This is a genomic window from Mycetocola sp. Y171, assembly GCF_056713165.1.
On record NZ_JBWYGX010000001.1, the window covers coordinates 551,711 to 570,112 of the forward strand.

Annotated in this window: 19 protein-coding genes; 10 read left to right on the forward strand and 9 right to left on the reverse strand. The window is 67.6% G+C overall.

Annotated elements, in window-relative coordinates; all coding sequences use genetic code 11:
- Window positions 1-47 precede the first annotated feature (47 nt).
- Window positions 48-1,031, reverse strand: coding sequence for an aldo/keto reductase (locus AC1M2K_RS02625; RefSeq protein ID WP_480239716.1), 984 nt, complete (start codon window positions 1,029-1,031; stop codon window positions 48-50).
- The gene (locus AC1M2K_RS02630) at window positions 1,028-1,450 is read right to left on the reverse strand and encodes a MerR family transcriptional regulator (protein WP_480239717.1); all 423 of its coding nucleotides are present in this window, start codon (window positions 1,448-1,450) and stop codon (window positions 1,028-1,030) included. The genes AC1M2K_RS02625 and AC1M2K_RS02630 overlap by 4 nt, the downstream gene beginning before the upstream one ends.
- A 175-nt stretch (window positions 1,451-1,625) precedes the next feature.
- On the opposite strand from AC1M2K_RS02630, the gene AC1M2K_RS02635 reads away from it, so the two are divergent.
- A complete protein-coding gene (locus tag AC1M2K_RS02635) occupies window positions 1,626-1,898 on the forward strand; it encodes a hypothetical protein (protein ID WP_480239718.1) in 273 nt (90 codons plus the stop codon).
- 29 nt (window positions 1,899-1,927) lie between these two features.
- Here the strand turns inward: AC1M2K_RS02635 and AC1M2K_RS02640 are convergent, their stop codons facing one another.
- Complete coding sequence (locus AC1M2K_RS02640; RefSeq protein WP_480239719.1) at window positions 1,928-2,704, reverse strand: putative bifunctional diguanylate cyclase/phosphodiesterase; 777 nt, start codon at window positions 2,702-2,704, stop codon at window positions 1,928-1,930.
- Window positions 2,705-2,973: 269 nt separating this feature from the next.
- On the opposite strand from AC1M2K_RS02640, the gene AC1M2K_RS02645 reads away from it, so the two are divergent.
- From AC1M2K_RS02645 to AC1M2K_RS02655, 3 genes are all read left to right on the forward strand, one after another.
- Window positions 2,974-3,786, forward strand: coding sequence for an alpha/beta fold hydrolase (locus AC1M2K_RS02645; protein WP_480239720.1), 813 nt, complete (start codon window positions 2,974-2,976; stop codon window positions 3,784-3,786).
- A gap of 13 nt (window positions 3,787-3,799) precedes the next feature.
- Window positions 3,800-5,200, forward strand: a complete 1,401-nt coding sequence (locus AC1M2K_RS02650) for a sensor domain-containing protein (RefSeq protein ID WP_480239721.1) — start codon at window positions 3,800-3,802, stop codon at window positions 5,198-5,200.
- A 103-nt stretch (window positions 5,201-5,303) separates the two neighbouring features.
- Window positions 5,304-5,612 carry a DUF7882 family protein gene (locus AC1M2K_RS02655; RefSeq protein WP_480239722.1) on the forward strand — a complete coding sequence of 103 codons (309 nt, stop codon included), beginning with the start codon at window positions 5,304-5,306 and terminating at the stop codon, window positions 5,610-5,612.
- Here the strand turns inward: AC1M2K_RS02655 and AC1M2K_RS02660 are convergent.
- Window positions 5,609-6,622, reverse strand: a complete 1,014-nt coding sequence (locus AC1M2K_RS02660) for a cation efflux transmembrane domain-containing protein (protein ID WP_480239723.1) — start codon at window positions 6,620-6,622, stop codon at window positions 5,609-5,611. The genes AC1M2K_RS02655 and AC1M2K_RS02660 overlap by 4 nt on opposite strands.
- A complete protein-coding gene (locus AC1M2K_RS02665; RefSeq protein WP_480239724.1) occupies window positions 6,619-7,104 on the reverse strand; it encodes a transporter substrate-binding domain-containing protein in 486 nt (161 codons plus the stop codon). Before AC1M2K_RS02665 ends, AC1M2K_RS02660 begins: the two co-directional genes overlap by 4 nt.
- Window positions 7,105-7,352: 248 nt before the next feature.
- Between AC1M2K_RS02665 and AC1M2K_RS02670 the strand changes: the two genes are divergently transcribed.
- From AC1M2K_RS02670 to AC1M2K_RS02680, 3 genes are all read left to right on the forward strand, one after another.
- Complete coding sequence (locus AC1M2K_RS02670; protein WP_480239725.1) at window positions 7,353-8,462, forward strand: iron-containing redox enzyme family protein; 1,110 nt, start codon at window positions 7,353-7,355, stop codon at window positions 8,460-8,462.
- A 14-nt stretch (window positions 8,463-8,476) separates the two neighbouring features.
- Window positions 8,477-8,686, forward strand: coding sequence for a CDGSH iron-sulfur domain-containing protein (locus AC1M2K_RS02675; protein WP_480239726.1), 210 nt, complete (start codon window positions 8,477-8,479; stop codon window positions 8,684-8,686).
- A gap of 148 nt (window positions 8,687-8,834) precedes the next feature.
- Complete coding sequence (locus AC1M2K_RS02680) at window positions 8,835-9,737, forward strand: EamA family transporter (protein WP_480239727.1); 903 nt, start codon at window positions 8,835-8,837, stop codon at window positions 9,735-9,737.
- 122 nt (window positions 9,738-9,859) lie between these two features.
- Here the strand turns inward: AC1M2K_RS02680 and AC1M2K_RS02685 are convergent, their stop codons facing one another.
- A complete protein-coding gene (locus tag AC1M2K_RS02685; protein ID WP_480239728.1) occupies window positions 9,860-12,031 on the reverse strand; it encodes a heavy metal translocating P-type ATPase in 2,172 nt (723 codons plus the stop codon).
- A 93-nt stretch (window positions 12,032-12,124) separates the two neighbouring features.
- On the opposite strand from AC1M2K_RS02685, the gene AC1M2K_RS02690 reads away from it, so the two are divergent.
- The 3 genes from AC1M2K_RS02690 (at window position 12,125) to AC1M2K_RS02700 (ending at window position 13,269) form a co-directional block, all read left to right on the forward strand.
- The gene (locus tag AC1M2K_RS02690; RefSeq protein WP_480238440.1) at window positions 12,125-12,406 is read left to right on the forward strand and encodes a metal-sensitive transcriptional regulator; all 282 of its coding nucleotides are present in this window, start codon (window positions 12,125-12,127) and stop codon (window positions 12,404-12,406) included.
- A gap of 41 nt (window positions 12,407-12,447) precedes the next feature.
- Complete coding sequence (locus AC1M2K_RS02695; protein ID WP_480239729.1) at window positions 12,448-12,831, forward strand: heavy-metal-associated domain-containing protein; 384 nt, start codon at window positions 12,448-12,450, stop codon at window positions 12,829-12,831.
- A gap of 120 nt (window positions 12,832-12,951) precedes the next feature.
- Complete coding sequence (locus AC1M2K_RS02700; RefSeq protein ID WP_480239730.1) at window positions 12,952-13,269, forward strand: putative quinol monooxygenase; 318 nt, start codon at window positions 12,952-12,954, stop codon at window positions 13,267-13,269.
- Window positions 13,270-13,421: 152 nt separating this feature from the next.
- Here AC1M2K_RS02700 and AC1M2K_RS02705 read toward each other — a convergent pair whose 3' ends face one another.
- The 3 genes from AC1M2K_RS02705 to AC1M2K_RS02715 are packed head-to-tail and all read right to left on the reverse strand — an operon-like array spanning window position 13,422 to window position 18,217.
- Entirely contained in the window at window positions 13,422-14,933 is a 1,512-nt protein-coding gene (locus tag AC1M2K_RS02705) for a leucyl aminopeptidase (RefSeq protein WP_480239731.1), read from the reverse strand.
- Between the two features lie 30 nt (window positions 14,934-14,963).
- A complete protein-coding gene (locus AC1M2K_RS02710; RefSeq protein ID WP_480237880.1) occupies window positions 14,964-16,520 on the reverse strand; it encodes an SLC13 family permease in 1,557 nt (518 codons plus the stop codon).
- 35 nt (window positions 16,521-16,555) lie between these two features.
- Window positions 16,556-18,217, reverse strand: coding sequence for an MFS transporter (locus AC1M2K_RS02715; protein ID WP_480239732.1), 1,662 nt, complete (start codon window positions 18,215-18,217; stop codon window positions 16,556-16,558).
- Window positions 18,218-18,402 lie beyond the last annotated feature (185 nt).

Here is an 18,402-nt window from a genome sequence, read left to right on the forward strand (position 1 = left end):
GCACCGGGTGCGTGCACTCCCGGTTCGGCCGACGACGGAGCGACCGCCTACAGGTAGGTCTGCTTCATTCCCGCCTCGTCGTAGCGGGTGCCGACGGCAGCACCGACCGGGGCCGCGTCGCTGAGGGCCGCGATGTCGTCAGCCGACAGGTCGATGTCGGCCGCCGCAGCGTTCTGCTCCAGGTAGCTGCGCCGCTTCGTGCCGGGGATCGCAACGACATCCTGAGCGAACAGCCACGCGAGCGCGAGCTGCGACGGTGTGACGCCCTTCGCGGAGGCGAGCGACCGGATCTTCTCGACTAGGACGAGGTTCTGATCGAAGTTCTCTTCGCTGAACCGGGGCAGGTGGCGGCGGAAGTCGTCTTCGGCGAAATCTGACGGCTTCGTGATCTCACCGGACAGGAAGCCACGACCGAGCGGTGAATACGCGACGAAACCGATGCCGAGTTCACGCACCGTCTCCAGAACCCCGTTGACCTCCGGAGACCGTTCGAACAGCGAGTACTCAGTCTGCACGGCGGTGATCGGGTGCACGGTGTGCGCGCGGCGGATGGTCTCAGGGGCGGCTTCCGACAGACCGAGGTAGCGGACCTTCCCCTCTGCGACGAACTCCGCCATCGCTCCGACGGTCTCCTCGATCGGAATCTCGGGGTCCATCCTGTGCATGTAGTAGAGGTCGATCACATCGGTGTCGAGATTACGCAGCGAGCGATCGAGCGCCTTCCTGGCATACGCAGGGCTGCCGTTGACGGGGCCGATGGTGCCGTCATCGAACACCTCGCGGGCGAACTTCGAGGCGATCGTGATCTCGGACCTGCGGCTTCCCAGCGCCCGGGCGATGAGCTTCTCGTTGGTGAACGGCCCGTAGATCTCCGCGGTGTCGATGAGCGTGACCCCGAGGTCGACGGCGCGGTTGAGGGTCGCGATCGACTCGTCATCGTCACGTCCGCTGTAGAAGGCGCTCATTCCCATGGCGCCGAGGCCCTCGATGGGAACGATGAGTCCCTGGTTTCCGAGTGCGACTGTCTTCATTGCTGATTCACTTTCTTCTCATAGAACTCGATTTTGCGATCGATCGCTGCAAGGTGCTCCTGCACCTCACGCAGGTCAGCGAGGACCCGTTCCCGATGCGCGGTGAGGATGGCCATCCGCTCCGGTTCGCTGCCGTCCACGCTGTACAGCAAGACGAACGAGCGGATGTCGCGGATCGGCATCCCGGTCTTGCGGAGCATCACGAGCATGTCGAGCCAGCGCAGGTCGCGTTCGTAATACCTGCGCTGACCGGAGGCCGACCGGTCGGGCGGGGACAGGGTCAGTCCGGCCTTCTCGTAGTACCGGACCGTGTCGGCGCTCAGCCCGCTCGCCGCTGCGGCCGCGCCGATCGTGAGGCCGTCACGCGGAACCACGGTGTCGGGAATCCTGCTCCCCGGAACGCTCTCTGTGATGCTCATACGCCAAGCATGAACCTTGGAGTGCACTCCACGTCAAGTCCGGTTCCCCGGATGTTCGGCACGTGCGGGCGATTCGCAAGCCCTCTCCCGATGTCCGGTCGATCCAGTTGCAGCCGGTAACGTTGTGCTGGTTGCGCGGCTGAGGCCGCGCCAGGCAGAGACAGGAATTCATCAGGTGATCGTTCACAGGCTGACCGTCGACGGTCGGGACTATTTTCTCCCGGACCCCGTCACCGAACTGCGCGACAAGATTCTCGCGGCCATCCAGGCCGGGGGTGGGTACGTCAACATCCCGCCGCTGCGAACGGGCCCCGGGATCGACATCCTCTTCTCCCCCGGGATGCCTGTGACGTGGAGCCAGATCGACGTCGGGGGCGACAACACCGCGAACGATCACAGCGGCAACGACCAGGTGGAGCTCGACGACGACGCGTTCGGCGGCCTGTAGGCCCGCAGGTTTCCGCCCTGGCCGATGCGTCAGGGCTGGGTCTGCGCGAGCATCTCGTCGAGTTCACCCACCGGCACCGGGCGCCCGAACAGGAAGCCCTGTGCGCGGTCGCAGTGCAACTCGCGAACCCTCTCGAGCTGCGCTTCGGTCTCGACGCCCTCAGCGACGACCCGCACGCCGCGCTCCTGGAGCAGTGCGACAGCGACGGCGATGAGTGCTCCAGCGCTCGTGTCGTCCTGAACGAGCGACCGATCGATTTTGAGTTCGGTGATCGGAAGATCCTGGAGCTGACTCAGAGACGACCGCCCCGTGCCGAAATCGTCGAGCGAGATCCCGAGGCCAAGAGCTTTGAGCACGCGCAGGCGAGAAGCTACGCCGCCCATGTCCGCGATGAGCTGGGACTCGGTGATCTCGATGGTGAGCGCACCGTCGGGGATCGTGTTCTCCTGGAGCAGTTCGTGCAGCCGATTGAAGATGTCGGGTTTCGCCAGCTGAAGCGCCGAGACGTTCACCGACACGTCGATCTCGTGCCCGACGCTCCGCCACAGGGCCGCCTGACGGCATCCTTCCTCCAGCATGAATGCACCGATCTCGTGGATCAGGCCGCTCTTCTCTGCCGCCGGGATGAACTCGGCAGGCGGGACCAGTCCGCGATGCGGGTTGCGCCATCGGCACAGAGCTTCGACGCCAGCGACTCGTCCGGTGACCAGATCGACCTGCGGCTGGAAATACGCGACGATCTCTGCACGACCGACGGCGCCCTCCAGTTCCGCCTCGATCGTCACCACGAGCCTCCGTCTTGGCACGACGGCGCCTCGAGCCTGAATCGTCCGGGTCTGGGGACGGTGCAATTGGACATAGTCCATCGTCAGCGTGGGGAGAGAATTTTTCTACGCACCCGGATCCGGCCTCCGTGTGCGTATAATCGCGATCCCTTACACGACCGGAGACTCCCGGTGAAGCCCCGCCCCGAAATTGCCGTGCAATTAGGGGTCGGTTACGCTTTGTGAGCCGTCGCGGAGGTGCGAACGGCGGGCCGTGAGGCTCGCGATTCACGACCAGGAACGACATCACCATGGAGAGCTCCACGAGCACGGTCCTCCAGCGCAACAACGTCACCGTCTCGGGCAACCCGGACGGACGGCCCATCGTCTTCGGCCACGGGTTCGGGTGCAGTCAGGAGATGTGGCGTGAGGTCGCTCCGTACTTCGCCGAGAACTTCAGGGTCGTGCTGTTCGACCATGTCGGGTCCGGCGGATCGGAGCTCAGCGCGTACGACCGGGGGAAGTACGATTCCCTCCACGGGTATGCCGACGACCTCCTCGAGATCGTTGACGCCCTCGACCTGCGAGACGTCGTGTTCGTGGGGCACTCGGTCAGTGCGATGATCGGCGTTCTCGCGGCCACGCGCGACCCCGCATCGTTCGGCGCGCTCATCCTCGTCGGGCCGTCTCCCCGCTACATCAACGCCACCGGGTACGAGGGCGGGTTCGAACAGGAGGACATCGACTCGCTCCTCGACGCCCTCGACGCGAACTACCTGGGCTGGTCCGCCTCCATCGCCCCGATGATCATGGGAAACGGCGACCGCCCCGCCCTCGGCGACACCCTGGTCGAGAGCTTCTGCAGCACCGACCCGACGATCGCACGTCATTTCGCGCGCGTCACCTTCCTGTCAGACAACCGCCGCGACCTGAAGGAAGTGACGACGCCGACGCTCGTGCTGCAGTGCCAGGACGACATCATCGCCCCCGTGTCGGTGGGAACGTTCGTTCACGCCGAGATTCCCGGCAGCGAACTGGTCGAGCTGTCAGCGACCGGGCACTGCCCGAACCTCTCGGCACCCGAGGAGCTCCGCGACGCGATTCTGGCGTACCTCCGTGTCTGAGAGGGCCAGAGGGGTGGATCGCGACGTCTCTGGCGACCTGTTCGAGAACGCGCCGTTCGGATACCTGGTCACGACTGCCGACGGTGTCGTCACCCTGGTGAACGACACGTACCTGAGCATGACCGGCCACCGCAGGGAAGCCGTGATCGGCGAGACGTTCAAGAGCCTCCTCTCGGTGGGGAGCAGGCTGTTCCACGAGACGCGACACTTGCCGGTACTGAGGCTGGAGGGCCGGGCCGACGAAGTCGCTCTCTCCCTGACCTGCGCCGACGGCGCATCCGTTCCGACTCTCGTGAACTCCGTGATCGCGACAGACCCTGACGGGCGGCAGGAGATCCGGATCGCCGTGTTCGATTCGACCAGGCGACGTGACTACGAACGCGAGCTTCTTGCTTCGCGGCGGGCCGCTGAATCGTCAGAGGCGCGGGTTCGCGTCCTCCAGCAGGCCTCGAGCGATTTCGCAGCGGCGGCGACGGAGCAGGGCCTCGCGGACGCCCTGGCCGGTACGGTGCGCAGCGCGGTCGACGCGACGGCTGCCGCCGTGTTCCGGATCGACTCCCGAGGCGAACTCGTCCTCGCCGCCGGCACGAACCCTCTGCAGGATCTCCTCCCGGCAGACGCGCTCCGCCCTGAGTCCGAGGCCGTGCGACGTGGACAGATCGTCACCGTCTCAGACACGACCGAACCGGCGGATCACGATTTTCCCGACCTCGCCCCGTCACTCCGCTCTGCCCGCCTGGAGACCGTCACTGCCGTGCCGGTATTCGACAACGGCTCGCTGCTCGGCGTCATCCTCTACTCCTTCGCCAGGCACCGCGCATTCGACGACAACGCCGTCGAGCTCACCAACGCCCTGACCCGGCAGGCGGCCCAGGTCCTCGCACGGATCCGACTGCAGGATCAGCTCACGCATCTGGCCCTCCATGACCAGCTCACCGGGCTGTCCAACCGCAAACTCCTGCAGGAGCGCCTGAGCCAGTCGCTCGCCACATCACGGCGAACGGGACGCCCGGTCTCGGTGCTCTTCCTCGACCTCGACGGGTTCAAGACCATCAACGACACCAACGGCCATTCCGCGGGCGACGCCGTCCTTCAGCGGATCGCCGAACGCCTTCGGACGTCGGTGCGGCAGGAGGACACCATCGGCCGGTACGGAGGCGACGAGTTCGTCGTCCTCTGCGATGACGCCGATGAAGCCGCGGCCACCGTGGTGGCCGAGAGGATTCAGAAGGCTGTGCGCGTGCCTGTTCCGGATGCCGACGGGCATCCGCTGACTGCCAGCATCGGGATCGCCGTGATCGGTCCGAACGCCAGGACGGGCGCATCTGCCAACCTGATCCTGCGAACGGCCGATGCGGCCATGTACACGTCGAAGAACGCGGGCAAGAACCGGATCACGGTCGTCCATGTGTAGCTCACCGGCGGGTGCCTGCGTCGTTCGTCGATAGAATCATTCAACACCTCAGCCGCTCCGCGGTGGAGTTCGAGACCTGGAGGCCCGCCCCGTGGGAACGCTGATGTACGACTCGAAGGTGACCGCGAACATCGATGACCGAATCCTCGCCCACCTGCAGATCGTGATGCTCGCGAAGCTTCGCCGGGGTGAGCCGTTCGCCTTCACCTGGAACGAGAACGCCAACGGACTGGGCCGCACGACGGTCTGGGTCCACAGCGCCATCTCGCTGTCGTTCCAGTACTACGGCGGCCGCGCCGCGCAGATCAACTCCCGCTGGATCCAGGCGCTCGTGCGTTCGTCGAACTCGGTCGGCGGACTCGAGATCGTGCCTGAACCCCCGGCCGCGACGAACGTTCCGCCCGCTTCCTAACCGGCGGGGCGCCGCTGGGCTGACCGCGCGTGCGCCGGGTGCGTGTCCCGCACGACCCGGGGCAGCTCGGTGACGGGGATGATCACGATGTCCTCGACCTTCCAGTCGAGCTCGATGCATCCGTCGCGCGCGGCGGCAAGGTCGGCGAGTGAGACCTTGCGACGCGACCGTGGAACGACGAACGATTCGATGTGGAAGACGTGGCCCTCATCGCGGGCGCGGGAGCCGGCATCCTCGACCCAGCCCAGCGAGCGCAGATACTCGTCGACGCGGTGGACGACCGGGTGCGGTCTCGCCTCGTCGAACGTCGTCGCGCGGCTGTCCATGAGGTCGTCGACGGCTGCACGGGTGTTCTTCACACCGTCCCAGAGGATGCTGCAGGCGATGAAGAGCGCCGCAGCGGCATCCGTCCACCAGATGCCGAGCCCGATGCCCCCGACACCGACGATCGAACCGACCGCCGTCATCCAGTCGGCCTTGTTCATGTCTGCGTCGGCATACAGGACTTTGTCGTGCAGTTCGCGCGCCAGTTTCATCTTCGCGTGGCCGATGAACACCGGCGGGAGGGCGATGACCGCCATGACGCCCATCATCAGCCAGCCGAGCCAGAACACCTGGCCGAAGAGCTCGACAGAACCGATGCTCGGATGCTCTGTGGCGAGCAGGCCAGACACCGAATCGATGATGAGGAAGGTGCCCATCGTGAGCAGGGCGACGGCGGCGACGAGGTGCCCGACCCCGACGGAGCGGTGATAGCCGTAGGGATGCTTCGCGCTCGGTCTGCGGCGCGCCACCCTGATTGCGATGAGGAAAGCGATCGGGGGGATGAACGACAGGATGTCTTCGAGCCACGCGGCCTTCATGGCCTGGGAGTTGCCGAGCACGAGGAACACGAGGCTGACGGTGACGGCGAGGAACACGATGGTGATCCACTCGAGCCTGATCGCCTTCTTCAGCGTCTCGGTCTGCTTCTTCGGGAGTTCGGTCTCGCCGAACGCGACGACCGTCACGGCGCATCCTCCCGGTCGAGCAGGAACTGCTCGAGTTCGAGCAGGAACGCGTTCTCCCCCATGGCCGTGGCCATGACGTGCTTCTCGGTCGTGCCGTCCTTCGCATCGACCTCGGCGAACGGCTTCGTGATCGCGGCCTTCTCCGACCAGGGTGTCTGGTCGGTGAACCCGCCGATGACGAGGTCGAGCTCACCGTCCTCGAGGTCGGTCAGGAGGCGTTCCTCGCCGCCTTCCGTCCATTCGATCTCGGCGTCGACGGTGTCGGCGAACTGTTCGATCAGCGTCACCTCGATGCCGGAGGGGTCGTCGCCGTCACCGGTGACGGTCCAGTCCCCGTTCGGCGAGACCCCGACACGAAGGGTGCCGCCGGTCACCCGGTCGAGCGTGCCGTCGGGGTCGGCCGGGTAACTCGTCGCGCAGCCGGCGAGCGCGAACGCCACGGCGAGCGTCACGGCGAGGAGCCGACGTCGGATGGGGGTCATAGGCACACCATATCGCCGCTCGAGGCTGCCGGCGCCGAGCTTGACAGGGCGGCGCGGGTCGTGATGGACGGCGGGTGCCCTGGCTGCTTCGCGCGGGTGAATCGGCTCCCCTCGGGTGTTCTTCGCCCGCGCGGAGCCGGAAGACCCGCGCGCGCTGGTTCGCACGACCGGGCACGGCTCGTCATGCAGGAATGAGGATCGATGGCAAGCCCTTGACCGGTGCCGGGAGCCCGGACGATGGTGGAACAATGGCACTTTCTCCGACCCTGCTCGAGCAGGGCACGTACCCGAACCCCTCCTTCAGCTCCCGCGGGCCGCTCAGCGCCCGGCTCCTCGACATCCTCGGGAACGCGCCGGACGGCATCCGCGATCTCGACCTTCTTCCCCTCGCCGATGAAGCACTCGCCCGGGCGACAGAGCTCGTGCACGACGACGACATCCAGCTGACCCTGTTCGTGCTGTACGGCCTGCACTACGGAGGTGTGGTCGACACGGACGACGGGTGGGAGTGGAATCCGTCGCTCATCGCGTTGCGCCGTCTCCTCGAGGATGCCTTCGAGAACGAACTGCGCGCCGTCGTGCCCGTGCCGCCTCTGCCCGAGACGACGAGCGCGTCGGTCGCATCAGCACTGTTCGCGCTGACCGGCGAGGATTCCGGGCCGAGCCTGTCGCGGTACGTGGCGGCGAAGGCCACCCGCGAGCAGCTGACCGAGTTCCTCGTGCACCGGTCGATCTACACCCTCAAGGAGGCCGACCCGCACTCCTGGGCGATCCCACGGCTGAGCGGACGTGCGAAGGCGGCGCTGGTCGAGATCCAGGCGGACGAATACGGCGGCGGCCGCCCCGAACGGATGCACGCGGCGATTTTCGCGGGCACCATGCGTGGGCTCGGACTGGATGACCGTTACGGCATATACGTCGACCACGTGCCGGCCGTGACCCTCGCGTCGCTCAACATGATGTCGATGTTCGGGCTCAACCGGCGCCTCCGCGGCGCGATCGCCGGGCACCTGGCCGCGTTCGAGATGACGTCGTCGATCCCGAACGGACTGTACGCCAGGGGATTCAGGCGGAACGGCTTCGGTGCGGATGTCACGTGGTACTTCGATGAGCACGTCGAGGCGGATGCGGTGCACGAGCAGATCGCCGGACGCGACCTCGCCGGGTCGCTCGCCGAGGACGAGCCCGCGCTGTGCGCCGACATCATGTTCGGTGCGGCCGCATGCCTCATCGTCGACGGCTGGGCCGGGCAGCACATGCTCGACGCGTGGACCGCAGGTGAGTCGTCGCTGCGCGTGCCGCTCGTGACCGGGCGTCCGTCGGCTGACGCGCCGGCGGCATCCGGTGCGGAAGCCTGATCGTGGAGGCGGACATGAGCGACCTCAACCGGGCGGCCCCGCAGATCGTGGCGTGCCCGAACGGTCCCCTGCTCGTGCGCGGCGAACTCGACCTCGTGACGCCGGAGGGCGACCCGATCGAGCGCAAGCGCAGGACGATCGCCCTGTGCCGCTGCGGAGTATCGGCGATCAAGCCGTTCTGCGACGGAACCCACAAGGCGATCGGGTTCACGACCGAGGCGTGACGCCCGCTGTTCTGACGCTCAAACAGGAAGGCGGTCCCCGGCGAGCCGTTCGCTCCTGTTGAGCGTCCGAATCGCGTGATTCCTCCTGTTGAGCGTGGCGGGGGTGCGGGTACGGTAGCCGCCCGGCACTGGCCGTACGCTTGAACCCGTGACTTCGACCCCGACCCGACCGGCAGCACGGGCGCCGATCGGCGCTGCGGGGCTCGTCATCGGCGGCCTGTTCTGCCAGGAGATCGGGGCATCGTTCGCGGTGCTGCTGTTTCCGGCAGTCGGTCCGCTCGGGATGGTCGCGCTGCGGCTGACGTTCTCGGCGATCGTGCTCCTGCTCATCTGCCGACCGAGGCTGCGCGGGTACTCCCGCGCCGACTGGCTCACCGTCACCGGTTTCGCGGTCGCCCTCGCGGGCATGAACGTGCTGTTCTACGAGGCACTCGCGCGGTTGCCGCTCGGCCCGACCGTCACCATCGAAGTGCTCGGACCCCTGATCCTTTCCGTGATTGCGAGCCGCCGGGCGGCGAGCTGGCTGTGGGCCGTGCTTGCGTTCGCCGGCGTCGTGCTGCTGAGCCAGGGTGGGCACGAGGCACTGGATCCGGTCGGCATCGCCTTCGCCGCAGGAGCCGGGGCGCTCTGGGCCGTTTACATCCTGATGTCGGCGCGCACTGGGGCACGGTTCCCCAAATTCGACGGACTCGCCATCGCGATGGCGATCGGAGCGCTCCTCACTCTGCCCCTCGGCATCGGAAGCGCGGGGGTCACCTTGTTCACACCGACCGCACTCCTGCTCGGCCTGGCTGTCGCCGTGCTGTCGTCGGCGATCCCGTATGCGCTCGAGCTGCTTGCACTCCGTCGCCTGCCCGCCTCGTCGTTCTCGATCCTCATGAGCCTCGCTCCGGCGATGGCTGCGATCGTCGGGGCCATCGTGCTCGGCCAGAGCCTCACACTGGTCAGCTGGCTGGCCATCGCGCTCGTCGTCGTGGCGAGCGCCGGGGCCGTCCGGTCGGCATCGCTGCACGCCCGACGGACGCAGGGACTCGCCGAGCCGATCGCCTGACCCGCCCGCGCGCACGGTTCGCAGGAGATCGTGCGGTTAGCAGGACGAATCGACCCGAAGCATCCTGTAAATCGTGAAATCTCCTACCAACCGTGCGGCTCACAAGCACCGCCCGAGCACCCTTACCTCTGCGCCATTTCCCTCGCGGAGTCAGCACCAGCACCAACCACGACACCGGGCCGCAGGTCGAGGCGCCGCAGCAGCTGCGCGTTCAGCGCCACGATGACGGTCGACAGCGACATGAGGAGAGCGCCGACGGCCATGGGCATCACGAACCCGATCGGCGCCAGCACGCCGGCCGCGAGCGGCACAGACACGAGGTTGTAACCGGCCGCCCACCAGAGGTTCTGCTTCATCTTGCGGTAGCTCGCCCGCGACAGCTCGATCACCGAGAGCACCGACCGCGGGTCGTCGCTGGCCAGGATGACGCCCGCCGAGGCGATCGCCACATCGGTCCCCGCGCCGATCGCGAGCCCGACGTCGGCCTGCGCCAGCGCGGGTGCGTCGTTGACGCCGTCGCCGACCATCGCGACCCGGTGGCCTTCGCTTTGCAACTGCGCCACCCGCGCAGACTTCTCGGAGGGCCGGACGCCCGCGAACACGCGGTCGATGCCGAGGGCATCCGCCACGGCCGTTGCCACCGGCTTCGCATCCCCGGTGATCATCACGACCTGGATGCCTCGAGCGTGCAGCGCGTCCACCGCCTCACGCGATTCGGGGCGCACCTCGTCGGCCAGGCTCAGCGCACCGACGACGACCCCGTCGACCACGACGTGCAGCACGGTGGCGCCGTCCCACTCAGAGGTCCCGGGCAGCCGGGCCAGCCCGTGCCGCTCCAGCAGGTACGGACCACCCACCGAGACGGATGCCCCACCCACCGTCGCCGAGACACCCTCCGCGGGCGACGAGCGGAAGTCGGTCGCCGGCGACAGCTCGAGGTGCGAGGCCGCACGCACGATGGCCCGGGCGAGCGGATGCTCGCTGTCGGACTCCGCCGACGCGGCCGCCGCGAGCACCCGATCCGTGGTCCACGATCCGGCTGGCAGAACCTCCGAGACGACGGGCTCGCCACGGGTGAGCGTTCCGGTCTTGTCGAACAGCACGGTGTCGACAGTGCGCATGCTCTCGAGCGCGAGCCGGTCCTTCACCAGGACGCCCGCACGAGCGGCGCGTTCGGTGGCGATCGAGACGACGAGCGGGATAGCGAGGCCGAGCGCGTGCGGGCAGGCGATCACGAGAACGGTGATCGTCCTGATGACGGCTTCGTCCGGCATCCCGAGCATCGTCCAGACGACCGCAGTGATCGCCCCAGCACCGAGCGCGAACCAGAACAGCCACCCGGCGGCCGTGTCTGCGAGCCGTTGCGCCCGCGACGTCGAATTCTGCGCCTCGGCGACGAGGCGACGGATGCCGGCGAGCGCCGTTCCCTCCCCCACAGCGGTGACGCGAAGACGGATACCGCTGTCGGTCGCGACGGTGCCCGCGACGACGGGGTCGCCCGGGCTCCGGCGCACAGGCATCGACTCGCCCGTGATCATCGACTCGTCGACATCGGCGCTGCCCTCGGTGATCCGCCCGTCGGCCGGCACCCGCCCGCCAGGCCGCACCACGACGACGTCGTCGACGACGAGGTCGGCCGGCGAGACCGTCTCGAGCCGGTCGCCCTGGACGCGCTCCGCTTCGTCCGGGATGAGCGCCGCGAGCGAATCGAGCGCCGATGACGTCTGGGCGAGTGACCGCATCTCGATCCAGTGGCCGAGCAGCATGATCACGATGAGGAGGGCGAGCTCCCACCAGAAGTCGAGTTCATGATCGAGGATGCCGCTGGTCGCTCCCCACGACGCCACGAACGCCACCGTGATGGCCAGACCGATGAGCAGCATCATTCCGGGTTTGCGTGCCCGGAGTTCGTCGACAGCACCGACGAGGAACGGGCGACCGCCCCACACGTACAGGACGGTGCCGAGAACCGGTGAGATCCACTCGGCCCAGGCGGCATCCGGGAGCGGGTAACCGAAGATCATCGCGAACATCGGGCTGAACGCGACGACCGGCACGGCGAGGACCAGCATGATCCAGAACAGGCGGCGGAACTGGCCGACATGATCGCCGTGACCCGCATGACCCGCATGACCCGCGTGGCCCGCATGGCCGCCATGACCCGCATGGCCGCCATGGCCCGCATGGCCCGCGTGTCCCGCCTCTGCTCCGATGTGTTCCTCGTGTGCGCTGTGCTCGAGAGGTGTGTGCTCGTGGGCAGCCTCAGGGCTGTGCCCCGTGTGTTCGGTCTTCATGGTTGTCACCATATACCCCCCGGGGGTATACTGCAAGTGGTGAACGATACCCCCGCAGGGTATATTGGACGCATTAGCACCGAGGAGGATCCCATGCACGGCTACGTCGACAACAAGGCTGACCTGACCAAGAGGCTGCGTCGCGCCGAAGGCCAGGTGCGCGGCATCCAGCGCATGGTCGACGACGATGTCTACTGCATCGACATCCTCACCCAGGTCTCTGCTGTCACGAAGGCGCTCGAGACCGTGGCGCTTCAACTGCTCGAGGACCACCTCAGCCACTGCGTCGCCGAGGCCACCCGCGAGGGTGGACCGGTGGCAGACGAGAAGCTGCGCGAGGCATCCGCTGCCATCGCCAGGCTCGTCCGTTCCTGAATTCCGAACCCGATCGCATCCCGACACCCCAGGAGAACTTCATGACCGCAGCACCCCTCAACGACCTCGGCCTGACGGCACGCACCGACCTGGGCCTCACTGATGTGAACGCCGGCGGGTGTGGCTGCGGCCACGGAGGCGGTGGCTGCGCATGCGGTGGACACGGTGGCGGTCACGGCGCTCATGCCGTGTCGGCGCCGGGCTCAGTCGTGACCGAGCTGTCAGTCGCCGGCATGACCTGCGGACACTGCGTCTCTGCCGTCACCGAAGAACTCGCCGAGATCTACGGCGTGAACGGTGTCGATGTGAAGCTCGACCCCAATGGTGTCTCGTCCGTCGTCGTGACGAGCGATGCTCCGCTCGACCGCGCTCACGTCGCCGCGGCGATCCAGGAGGCCGGCTACACGCTGACCACCTCGCCGTAGGGTCGCTCCAGCTCGCGACATGGCAGTTGCGCACCCAAGACCGCGCTCGCGGCCGATCGTAGGTGCACAACTGCCATCTCGACGGACACCATGGCCGCGGCCTGTAGCGTGGGGATCATCATGACGAATCCACTCGTAGTCACCGCCCATTTCGTTCCAGCCGACGGCCAGTTCGACGCCGTGCATGAGGCGCTCCTGCCCGCCATCGCCGCCGTCCACGAGGAGCCGGGGTGCATCATCTATGCAATCCACCGCACCCCGGAGAACACCATCATGATGATCGAGAAGTGGGAATCCGCTGAGTTGCTCGACGCACACGGTCGTGGCCCGGCGGTCGCCGCGCTGAACGAGGCTCTCGCGGGAAAGCTCGCCTCCCCTGTCGAGGTCACCCGCCTCGAGCCGCTCCCCGCGGGCACCGAGATGCAGGGCGCTCTCTAGCGAGACGGATGCCGTCGGCGCGCGGCCGTCGGGAGCGAGGCCTGCCGAGACTCAGCCGCGCGTCGGGGGGATCTCGACAAGCACGATCACCGAGGTGCGGTCGATCACCGACGTGCGGTCGATCACCGACGTGCGCTCAACCACCGACGTGCCTACGGCGCCGTGAAGTTCAGCGCCAGCTCGATCAACAGCCGCGTGCCGAAACCCGTCGCCCCCTTCGAACGCCAGAAGTCGTCCTTCTCGGACTGCATCGTCCCGGCGATGTCGAGGTGCGCCCAGGGCACGTCGGCCACGAAGTCCGCGAGGAACAGTGCCGCGATCGTCGCACCCGCCCACTTGCCGCCCATGTTCGACATGTCGGCGACGTCTGAATCGAGCTGTTCCCGGTAGCGCCGCTCGAGCGGAAGCTCCCAGACCGACTCGTCCGTGACGTCGGCCGCCGCCTGCACCTGCCCGATCAGGCCGTCATCGGTGCCGAACGTCGCCGCCGTGAGGTGACCGAGCGACGCGAGCGCCGCACCCGTGAGCGTCGCGATGTCGACGATGGCGTCAGGAGACTCCTCCGTCGCCAGCACCAGGGCGTCAGCCATCACCAGCCGGCCCTCGGCATCCGTGTTCTTCACCTCGACTGTCGTGCCGCCCCGGATCGTCAGCACGTCACCGAGTTTCGTCGCCGAGCCGGACGGCATGTTGTCTGTACACATCAGATAGGCGGTCACCGCCGTGGTGCAGCCGAGGTCGGAGAGCGCCGTCATCGCCCCGAACACCGCCGCTGCCCCTGCCATGTCCATCTTCATGGCGAGGTGCATCGGGTCGGACGGCTTCAGCGAGATTCCGCCCGAGTCGTAGGTGATGCCCTTGCCGACGAAGGCGAGGTGACCGGATGCGTCCTCCGGCCGGTAACGCAGGACGATCATCCGCGGCTCCTCGGTGCTGCCCGCGTTCACGCCGAGCAGACCGCCGCAGCCGAGTTCGATCAGCTTCTGCTTGTCGGCCACCTCGACCACGAGGCCCCGCTGCGGCCCGAGTTCGAGAGCGAAATCGGCGAAGTCGGTGGCGGTGAGGTACCCGGCGGGAGTGTTGGCGAGGTCGCGGGCCAGGTTCGCGGCGCGAGCCAGCCGTTCGCCGTGCCGCACCCCGGCGGACACGTCGGTGACGTCGTCGTTCACGATGATGTCGAACGATTCGAGCCTGGCATCCTTCGCTGTGGCCTTCAGCTCCGTGTACCGGTAGCGGGCGAGCAAAACGCCCTCGGCGAGCGCCCGGCCGACAGCCATCGGCTCCAGTGTGAACTCGCTGCCCAGCGTGAGGGCCAGTCGCGAGTGCCGCGTGGTGGCGCGGGCGAACGCCGCTGCCACGTTTCGCAGCACTGCGGCGTTTTGCTCGACGGTCGGCCCCGCGCCGACCGCGACGACGACGGGGCCGTCCGGTTGCGGCAACAGCAGCACCTGGCCGACCTTGCCCTCGAAGCCGGAGCGTTCGAGGACCCCGCGGTCGACGCCGAGCGCGTCGGGGACCGCCCCCTCCGTCCCGACCGCGTAGCCGCAGGCATCCACTCCGACCGGGGGGTCGGTGTGCACGACGATGCCGACGGCAACGTCAGGCGAGAGCGACGGCCCCGGGGTGAACGTGGCGGGAATGAGTTTGTTCGGGCTGCGAGTCATCAGCGTGTCCTTTGTGTGTGTGGGTGGATGTCAGAACTGCCAGATCAGGGGAACGAGGAAGGTGGCGACGAGCACGAAGAGGGCGACGAGCGGAAGCCCGAGCTTCCAGTAGTCGCCGAAACGGTAGGCGCCTGGCCCCATCACCATGGTGTTCGCCGGAGTCGCCACCGGGGTGAGGAAGGATGCCGCGGCCGCGACGGCGACGCCCATCAGCAGCGGGAGCGGCGAGATCCCGGTCTCAGCGGCGATGGCTACGGCGATCGGCGCCACGATGAGCGCTGTCGCCATGTTGCTGATCAGCTGCCCGAGCACAACGGTGACGATGGCGATCCCGAACAGCAGGAGGTACGGGCTCGATGCCCCGACGGCTTCGACGAGGCTGTCGGCGATGAGGTCGGCAGCGCCACTGACCTCGATCGCGGTCGAGAGCGGGATCATCCCGCCGACGAGGATGAGCGTCGTCCACGAGATCGACCGGTGCGCCTGGTAGACGGTCACCACGCGGAGCAGCACCATGGCGGATGCCGCCACGAGGGCCGCGATCGCGGGCGGGACGAACCCGGTGGCAAGGAGGACCACCATCCCGGCAAGCACCACGAGCGCGATCTTCGCCCGCGGACCCATCGGGACGGCCTGACGTCGGATCTGCTGCGGCGCATCGACGACGGCGACAGCAGGGTCTGCGGTGTGTTCGTCGAGGGCGTCCCAGGTTCCGCGCACGAGCAGGATGTCGCCGGGGGCCAGGTGGGTGCGGCCGACGTCCTCCCCCGAGCGATGGACGGCGACGACGACGAGTTCGCCGCTGTCGGTGACCATCCCAGGAAAGACCAGTTCGCCGACGAGGGCCGAGCGGGGCAACACGATGACCTCGGTCAGTCCGGCGTCCCGGGTGAGGCGCGCGTCGGCATCCGTCAGCGAATACTGCGCGGCGATGGTCTCGGCGTGGGCACTGAGGTCGCGGGGTCCGGCGACGGCCTCACGTCGTGGCAGCAGGAACGGGCCGAGGAACACGGTGATCAGGATGGTTCCGACGACCAGCGGGAGCCCCGCGAAGCCGAATTCGAAGAACCCGAACGGGCGTTCCCCTGCGTCGACGGCCACTTCGGAGACGAGCAGGTTGACGGGGGTGCCGGTGAGCACGAGGAGCGAGCCGGCGTGGGCGCCGAATGCGAGCGGCATGAGCATCTGCGACGGGGGCTGCTTGATCCGGATGGCGAGCACCACGACCATCGGGATGAGCGCTGCGACGGCGCCGTTGACGCTGATGAGCGCCGTGACGACGGCGACAAGTGTCATGACGAGCGTGACGATCGTGCGGCGCTCGGTTCCGGCGCGGTCGATCAGCTGCTGCCCCGCCCACGTCGTCACACCGGTGGCGTCGAGTCCTTCGCTGACGACGAAGAGGGCGGCGATGAAGACGATCACCGGGTCGCCGAAACCGGCGAGCGTCTGCTGCAGGGTGAGAACACCTGTCGCATACAGCGACAGGGCAACGGCGATGGCGACGATGCCGACGGGGATGCGATTCCAGACGAACAGGACGACGGCAAGCGCAAGCACGACCAGCGTGATCGCTATGGGGTCCACGGTGCCTCCCTGCGCCCGGTCTCACTGCCCGCCGCTCAGTGCTCCGGCGGGACGGGAACGGGCTTGCCGCTGGACAGGACCTCGGGGATGTCGCCCGGGCGGAAGTTGGGCATCCGCCCGGCCGGCACGATCGCGAGGAGGGCGATGCCTGCGAGGCTGAGCAGCGAAATCTTCAGCGCCTGCAGGCGCGCCTCCTCGTTGATGCGGACCGCCTCGGCGATCTGCTCATCGGTCGCGGTCGTCTCGGCCAGGACGTCGTCGAGCTGTTCGTTCGTGATGAAGTTCACGTTGTCGAGGTTCACCTGCGACGTCAACGCATCGTCGATCGTCTCGTTGCCGACCAGGCTCGTGGCGACGAGGGCGCTGAGCACCCCGACCGCGAAGACACTGGCCACGGCGATGCCGACGCTGCCGGAGATGTTGTGCACGAGCCCGCGCCATGCGCCGACGTCGCCGGCGAGCTCCTTGGGAGAGGCGGCGAGCAGGGTATTGAAGACGAGGGCGACGATGGCGCCCTGGCCGAGACCGAGGGTGATCAGGCCGATCACCACGAATGCCTGCTGCCACTCGTTGCGGATCGTGAAGGCGAGGAGGATGAGGCCGAGGGCGACGACGACGAACCCGACACGGGCGATCTGCCTCGGAGGGAACCTCTTGTACAGGGTGGCGACCACCGTCGAGGCCACGAAGATCGACAGCGTGTACGGGATGACCGAGAACGAGGTCTCTAGGCTCGACCGGCCCTGCACGATCTGGATGTACAGCGGGATGAGGAAGTTGGCTGCGGTGCCGACGAACAGCATCGCGGCCATGCACGCGGTGGTCGCTCGCTCCGAACCGCTGCGCAGCACGTCGAGGTCGAAGATCTGCGGCCGGCTCGTCGCTTTGCGTTTGCGGGTCCAGCTGAAGAAGATCTGACCCACGATGAGTCCGAGCAGGACGAGCACCGGCGCGGGCGACAGGCCGAGGATGTCGAACGGGGCACCGGGCTGGGCCAGCACCACGCCCCACGAGTTGAGGCCGCTGAAACCGAAGCTGAGCAGGATGACACTGACCGCGGCGAGCATCGCACCTGTCCAGTCGATCTGCACTCCCGGCTGGGCGGGGACCTTCTTGAGCCGGAAGCTGAGGAGCAGGTTGAGCACACCCAGGGCAGCTACGAGGGCGAAGGAGTACCGCCATCCGATCGTCGACGCGAAGGTTCCGGCGATGAGCAGGGCGAGAACTCCGGCGGCGGGGATGGCCGCGGCGAGGAACCCGATTGCGCGCGCCTGCGCCTGGCCGTGGAAGTTCGTGGCGATGAAGACGACGAGGGCGGGCGCGATGAGGGCGATGACAGCTCCGGATGCCGCCTGGGCGACGAACAGCATCGCCGGGCTGACGCTCAGCGCGACGGCGGCCATGGCGAGGCCGTGGATCGCGACGGCGATCTGGAACACGCCGCGCGACCCGAACTTCGCGCCGAGCTTCGCGCCGAGAAGGATGAAGGCGGCCATCGCGAAGGTTCCTGCGGTGATCGCGGTTCCGACGCTCGTGGCCGGAGTGTCGAGGTCGGTGGTGATGCCCTGCATCGACACCGTCAGGGCGTTCACGGCGAATGACGCCTGGATCTGGGTCAGGACGACCACGATGAGCGGCAGCCAGGATGTCGCAGGCGCGGCCGGTGCTTGTTTCTGTGTTGTGGATGCTGTGGTCATGTGCCTGTGCTCCCTCACATCTGCCCGGCGGTTGCGGGCCGTGCCGGCTGATCGGCGGTGATCATCCGTCAGTTCTGCTCAGATTAAGAGTGCCAGGCGGGCCGGGCCGGAGTCCGGCGCGGGATTGCCCTTCGTCAGGCGCGCGTTCGACCGTTACGGAAGAAGTCGTTGCCGTGGGCCGCGAA